Source organism: Clostridium senegalense JC122 (genome assembly GCF_000285575.1).
GTDB lineage: Bacteria > Bacillota > Clostridia > Clostridiales > Clostridiaceae > Clostridium_J > Clostridium_J senegalense.
Window position 1 is genome coordinate 1 of sequence record NZ_CAEV01000153.1, and the last position, 308, is coordinate 308.

Here is a 308-nt window from a genome sequence, read left to right on the forward strand (position 1 = left end):
CCAAGCGGTAAGGCACCAGACTTTGACTCTGGCATTCGTAGGTTCAAATCCTGCTATCCCAGCCATATGGTTCACTAGCTCAGTCGGTAGAGCACATGACTTTTAATCATGGTGTCCGGGGTTCGATTCCCCGGTGAGCCACCAAAATTATGCAGATGTGGCGGAATTGGCAGACGCACTAGACTTAGGATCTAGCGCCTTTGGCGTGGGGGTTCGACTCCCTTCATCTGCACCAATTAAATAAGCGGGAGTGGCTCAGTGGTAGAGCGTCACCTTGCCAAGGTGAACGTCGCGAGTTCGAATCTCGT

The 308-nt window shown here is 52.3% G+C and carries 2 tRNA genes; both read left to right on the forward strand.

From position 1 onward, the window contains the following. Window positions 1-68 precede the first annotated feature (68 nt). A tRNA-Lys gene (locus CSGHG_RS19310) sits at window positions 69-144 on the forward strand. A gap of 7 nt (window positions 145-151) precedes the next feature. Then, window positions 152-235 (forward strand) — tRNA-Leu (locus CSGHG_RS19315). The last annotated feature ends 73 nt before the right edge of the window (window positions 236-308 follow it).